Below are 4,603 nucleotides of genomic sequence, written 5' to 3'. Positions count from 1 at the left end.
CACGAATTCATCGAACGCCTGCCGGAAGGCTACCAGGCCTTCCTCGGCGAGCGCGGAGTGCGCCTGTCGGGCGGCCAGCGGCAGCGCATTGCGATCGCCCGCGCGCTGCTGAAAAATCCGCCGCTGTTGCTGCTGGACGAAGCCACCAGCGCGCTCGACGCGGAATCGGAACGTGCGGTGCAAGGCGCGCTGGAAGCGGCGATGGTGGGACGCACCACCCTGGTCATCGCCCATCGCCTGGCCACCGTGCAGCGCGCCGACCGCATCATCGTGCTGGAACATGGACACATAGTGGAAACCGGCAGCCACGCCGAGCTGGTGGCGCAAAACGGCTTGTACGCAAGCCTGGCGGCATTGCAGTTCAACGGCCTGGTCGACGCATAAACCAACCTACGGGAAGACAGACATGACCTTTTTATTTTCTCCGCTGACGCTGCGCAGCGTCACCTTGGCCAACCGGATTGCGGTTGCCCCCATGTGCCAATATTCGGCGGAAGACGGCTTCGCCAACGACTGGCACCTGGTGCATCTCGGCAGCCGCGCGGTCGGCGGCGCCGGCCTGATCATTTTCGAAGCCAGCGCAGTGCTGCCGCAGGGCCGCATCTCGCCGCAGGATCTCGGCATCTGGAAAGATGAGCACATTGCGCCGTTGCGCCGCATCACGCACTTTATCGAGCAGCAAGGCACAGTAGCCGGCATCCAGCTGGCGCATGCCGGCCGCAAGGCCAGCGTCTGGCGTCCGTGGGAAGAACAGCAAGGCCGGGTCCATCCCGACCAGGGCGGCTGGCGCACCGACGGCCCGTCGGCGATTCCGTTCGATACTAACTACACCACCCCCAGCGCGCTCACCGTCGACGGCATCAAGGGCGTCGTCAAGGCGTTTGCCGACGCCGCGCTGCGCGCCCAGCAAGCCGGTTTCAAGGTAGTCGAAATCCATGCGGCGCATGGTTACCTGCTGCACCAGTTCCTGTCGCCGATCAGCAATCATCGGACCGACCAGTACGGCGGTTCGTTTGAAAACCGCGCACGGCTGGCGTTGGAAGTGGTGGCGGCGGTACGCCAGGTCTGGCCGGAACAGCTGCCGCTCCTGGTGCGCCTGTCGGCCACGGACTGGATCGACGGCGGCTGGAATGTGGATGAAACGGTGGCCTTGAGCCGCTTGCTGCGCGAAGCCGGAGTTGACCTGATCGACGTTTCCAGCGGCGGCAATATCGCGGCCGCCGCGATTCCGGTAGGGCCTGGCTACCAGACCCAGTTTGCAGCCAGGGTCCGCAATGAAGCCGGCATCCCCAGCGGCACGGTCGGCATGATCACCGATCCCGGCCAGGCCGAACACATACTGCGCACCGAACAGGCCGACCTGGTGCTGATGGCGCGCGAGCTGCTGCGCGATCCTTACTGGCCCCTGCACGCGGCCGACGCGCTGCACGATGTCACTTCGTGGGCGCCGCAATACATGCGCGCGACTTCACGCAAATCGCCGCAGCGGCCGAACGTCGACTATAGCGATAACGAGTAGCGATAAATGAGTCAGGGCCCGGCTCCGCCAGAATTACGGCGCCGGCTGCCTGGCGCCTGACTTGCCGCTTGATTTGCCGAGGTCAGCCGACACCTCGGCAATCAGGCGCCGCAGCCACACCACGTCCGGCGCAACATGCGAGCGCGCATGCCACAGCATGTAGAAACGCATCTTCGGCATATCGAACGGCAGTGTAAACATGCCGATCGGCCAGTCTTCGATGATGTGCTCGGCAAACTGCCGCCCGGTAGTGAAAATCAGGTCCGATTTCGCCAGCACATGCGGCACCAGCGCGAAATACGGGATCGTCACCTGCACGTTGCGCTTCAGACCCTGCTCGGCAAGGGCGACGTCAATCCCGCTGCGATGCCCTTCTATGTAGGGCGTCGGCGCCAGGTGCGGCATTTCGAGATAATACTTGAGGGTCAGGCCCTTCTTCGCCACCGGGTGGTCGCGGTGCATCATGCACACCACATCGTCATCGAACAGTTGCGCCAGGTGCAGATGCTCGGGCGGATCGGGCCAGTTGCCGATCACCAGGTCAAAGCGGCCGTTTTCCAGCGCGCTGGCATAGTCCAGGTTGGCGTCCAGCGCGTGCACCATCAGGCTGGCGCCGGGCGCGCGCCGCCGCAGCTGCTCGATGATGGATGGAATCAGCAGCATGTTCAGGTAATCCGGCGTGGCGATATGGAATACCCGCGCCGTGCTGTCGGCCTCGAACGCCGCTACCGGCGCCGCGATTTTTTCTATGACTTCCAGGCCCTGCTTCGCCAGCGCCAGCAGCTCCTGGCCGCGTTCGGTAGGCACCATGCCGGTCTTGCCGCGCACCAGGATGGCGTCGCCGGTCAGCTCGCGCAGGCGCTTGAGCGTATTGCTGATGGTCGGCTGCGATTGTCCCAGCTTGATGGCGGTGCGCGAAACGCTTTTTTCCACCAGCAAGGTGTGCAAAACGCGCAGCAGATAGGTATCGAGGTGGTGGTTGGTACGCGATGTCATGGGCGGCGCTAGAATTAGTATAGGAATGCGAACGTTCAGACAAGAATATTGCACAATAAACCCCACAAGCATAACGGATATGCATAAGCCTGGATAGCATCGCCCGAGCACGACAGGCGCTACCTCAGGTATCGAATCCGATTAAGCTTTCCATAGGGAAATTACTGTAAAAACGCCCTTCATTAGACGACCGGTCTAATTTTGAATTAGAATAGCCAAATCATGAGAGAAAAATACGACACCACCAAGCGCCACATCCTGGATGCCGGACAAAGGATTATTGCCGTCAAAGGCTTTTCCGGCGTCGGCCTCAGCGAAATCCTGAGCGCCGCGGCGATACCCAAGGGCTCCTTCTATCACTACTTCGGCTCGAAGGAACAATACGGCCGGGCCCTGATGGAGCAGTATGTCGACAACTACCTGCAGGCGATGGATGAGGTCTTGCAGATTACGGTGCAACCGGCGCAGGAACCCGCCCGCGAACGGCTGCTGCGTTACTGGGGTCACTGGCTCGACACCCAGTCCGGCGCGGAAGCCATGGACAAATGCCTGGTGGTGAAACTCAGCGCCGAAGTCTCCGACCTGTCGGACGACATGCGCCTGGCCTTGTGCGAAGGCACGACCCAGGTAATGGCGCGCCTGGCCGACTGCATCGCCGAAGGCATCGCGGATGGCTCGCTGCGGATCGAACTGGAACCGCAGAAAACCGCGCAGATGCTTTACCAGCTATGGCTGGGCGCCAGCCTGCTGGCCAAACTCCAGCGCGATCGCAGCGCCCTCGAAAGCGCCATGGATGTCACCCTCAACATCCTGGCGCCGCCACCAATACCAAACTGAAGCGCAGCCGAAGCACAACGCCAGTCCGCGCATTTTTTTACCGCTCCGTCATGGGCGGATCACTTCCCAAGGAAAACACATGCTGAATTTTGAATTCTACAATCCCACCAAGATCGTCTTCGGCCGCGACACCATCGCCAAACTGGCCGACCTGGTTCCCCGTGATGCTCGCGTGCTGATCCTGTATGGCGGCGCCAGTGCCCAGAAAACCGGTACCCTGGACGAAGTCAAGGCCGCGTTGGGCAAACGTGAAATCCACGAGTTCGCCGGCATCGAACCCAATCCAAGTTACGAAACGCTGATGCAGGCGGTCGAGCAAGTCCGCGCGCAAAAGATCGATTTCCTGCTGGCGGTAGGCGGCGGCTCGGTCATCGACGGCACCAAGTTTGTCGCCGCTGCGGCGAATTTTGAGGGTGAAGCCTGGGATATCGCCGTCAAGCGCGGCACCAACATCACCAGCGCCCTGCCCTTCGGCAGCGTACTGACCCTGCCGGCGACCGGCTCGGAAATGAACAACGGCGGCGTCGTCACCCGCAAATCGATACAAGCCAAGCTGGCCTTCCACAGCCCGCTGGTGTTCCCGCAGTTCTCCATCCTCGATCCGACCAAGACTTTCACCTTGCCGCCGCGGCAGATCGCCAACGGCGTGGTCGATGCCTTCGTGCATACCGTCGAACAGTACCTGACCTATCCGGTGCAAGGCCAGGTGCAAGACCGTTTCGCCGAAGGCCTGCTGTTGAGCCTGATCGAAACCGGACCAAAAGTGCTGGCCGAACCGGACAACTACGACGCCCGCGCCAACCTGATGTGGGTTGCTACCCTGGCGCTCAACGGCCTGATCGGCGCTGGCGTGCCGCAGGACTGGGCCACCCATATGCTGGGCCATGAGCTGACCGCGCAATACGATATCGACCATGCGCGCACGCTGGCGATCGTGCTGCCGTCGTTGCTGTCAGTGCGCCGCAACAGCAAACGCGCCAAGCTGCTGCAGTATGCCGAACGCGTCTGGCAGATCACCGAAGGCAGCGAAGATGCACGCATCGACCTGGCCATCCAGCGCACCCGCGATTTCTTCGAAAGCCTGGGCATCAAGACCCGCCTGGCGGACTATGAACTGGGCCAGGACGCGGTCGAGACCGTGCTCGGGCAGCTGGACAAGCACGGCATGACAGCGCTGGGCGAACACCAGGACCATACCCTGGCTGTCAGCCGCACCATCCTCGAAGCGGCCTTGTGATGCGCAATTGATTT

General features: G+C 62.0%; 5 protein-coding genes. 4 read left to right on the top strand and 1 reads right to left on the bottom strand.

Annotated elements, in window-relative coordinates; genetic code table 11:
• Both JWQ61_RS05930 and JWQ61_RS05925 read left to right on the top strand, forming a co-directional pair.
• Window positions 1–384 (top strand): ATP-binding cassette domain-containing protein (locus JWQ61_RS05930; RefSeq protein ID WP_304359709.1); only part of this gene is annotated, 384 nt, incomplete at its 5' end.
• A gap of 22 nt (window positions 385–406) precedes the next feature.
• Window positions 407–1,519, top strand: coding sequence for an NADH:flavin oxidoreductase/NADH oxidase (locus JWQ61_RS05925; protein ID WP_304359708.1), 1,113 nt, complete (start codon window positions 407–409; stop codon window positions 1,517–1,519).
• A gap of 33 nt (window positions 1,520–1,552) precedes the next feature.
• Here JWQ61_RS05925 and JWQ61_RS05920 read toward each other — a convergent pair whose 3' ends face one another.
• Window positions 1,553–2,515 carry a LysR family transcriptional regulator gene (locus JWQ61_RS05920; protein ID WP_041741511.1) on the bottom strand — a complete coding sequence of 321 codons (963 nt, stop codon included), beginning with the start codon at window positions 2,513–2,515 and terminating at the stop codon, window positions 1,553–1,555.
• 222 nt (window positions 2,516–2,737) lie between these two features.
• Between JWQ61_RS05920 and JWQ61_RS05915 the strand changes: the two genes are divergently transcribed.
• Both JWQ61_RS05915 and JWQ61_RS05910 read left to right on the top strand, forming a co-directional pair.
• The gene (locus tag JWQ61_RS05915) at window positions 2,738–3,352 is read left to right on the top strand and encodes a TetR/AcrR family transcriptional regulator (RefSeq protein ID WP_304359707.1); all 615 of its coding nucleotides are present in this window, start codon (window positions 2,738–2,740) and stop codon (window positions 3,350–3,352) included.
• Between the two features lie 79 nt (window positions 3,353–3,431).
• Window positions 3,432–4,589 carry an iron-containing alcohol dehydrogenase gene (locus tag JWQ61_RS05910; protein WP_304359706.1) on the top strand — a complete coding sequence of 386 codons (1,158 nt, stop codon included), beginning with the start codon at window positions 3,432–3,434 and terminating at the stop codon, window positions 4,587–4,589.
• Window positions 4,590–4,603: the final 14 nt, after the last annotated feature.

Origin of the sequence: Collimonas fungivorans, from assembly GCF_028292705.1 — a bacterium.
Classification (GTDB): Bacteria; Pseudomonadota; Gammaproteobacteria; order Burkholderiales; family Burkholderiaceae_D; genus Collimonas; species Collimonas fungivorans_B.
This window is presented reverse-complemented; position numbering and strand designations above follow the sequence as displayed.

Coding starts and splice junctions, on each gene's coding strand:
- JWQ61_RS05925 (WP_304359708.1), top strand. CDS start 407: ATGACCTTTTTATTTTCTCCGCTGACGCTGCGCAGCGTCACCTTGGCC.
- JWQ61_RS05920 (WP_041741511.1), bottom strand. CDS start 2,515: ATGACATCGCGTACCAACCACCACCTCGATACCTATCTGCTGCGCGTT.
- JWQ61_RS05915 (WP_304359707.1), top strand. CDS start 2,738: ATGAGAGAAAAATACGACACCACCAAGCGCCACATCCTGGATGCCGGA.
- JWQ61_RS05910 (WP_304359706.1), top strand. CDS start 3,432: ATGCTGAATTTTGAATTCTACAATCCCACCAAGATCGTCTTCGGCCGC.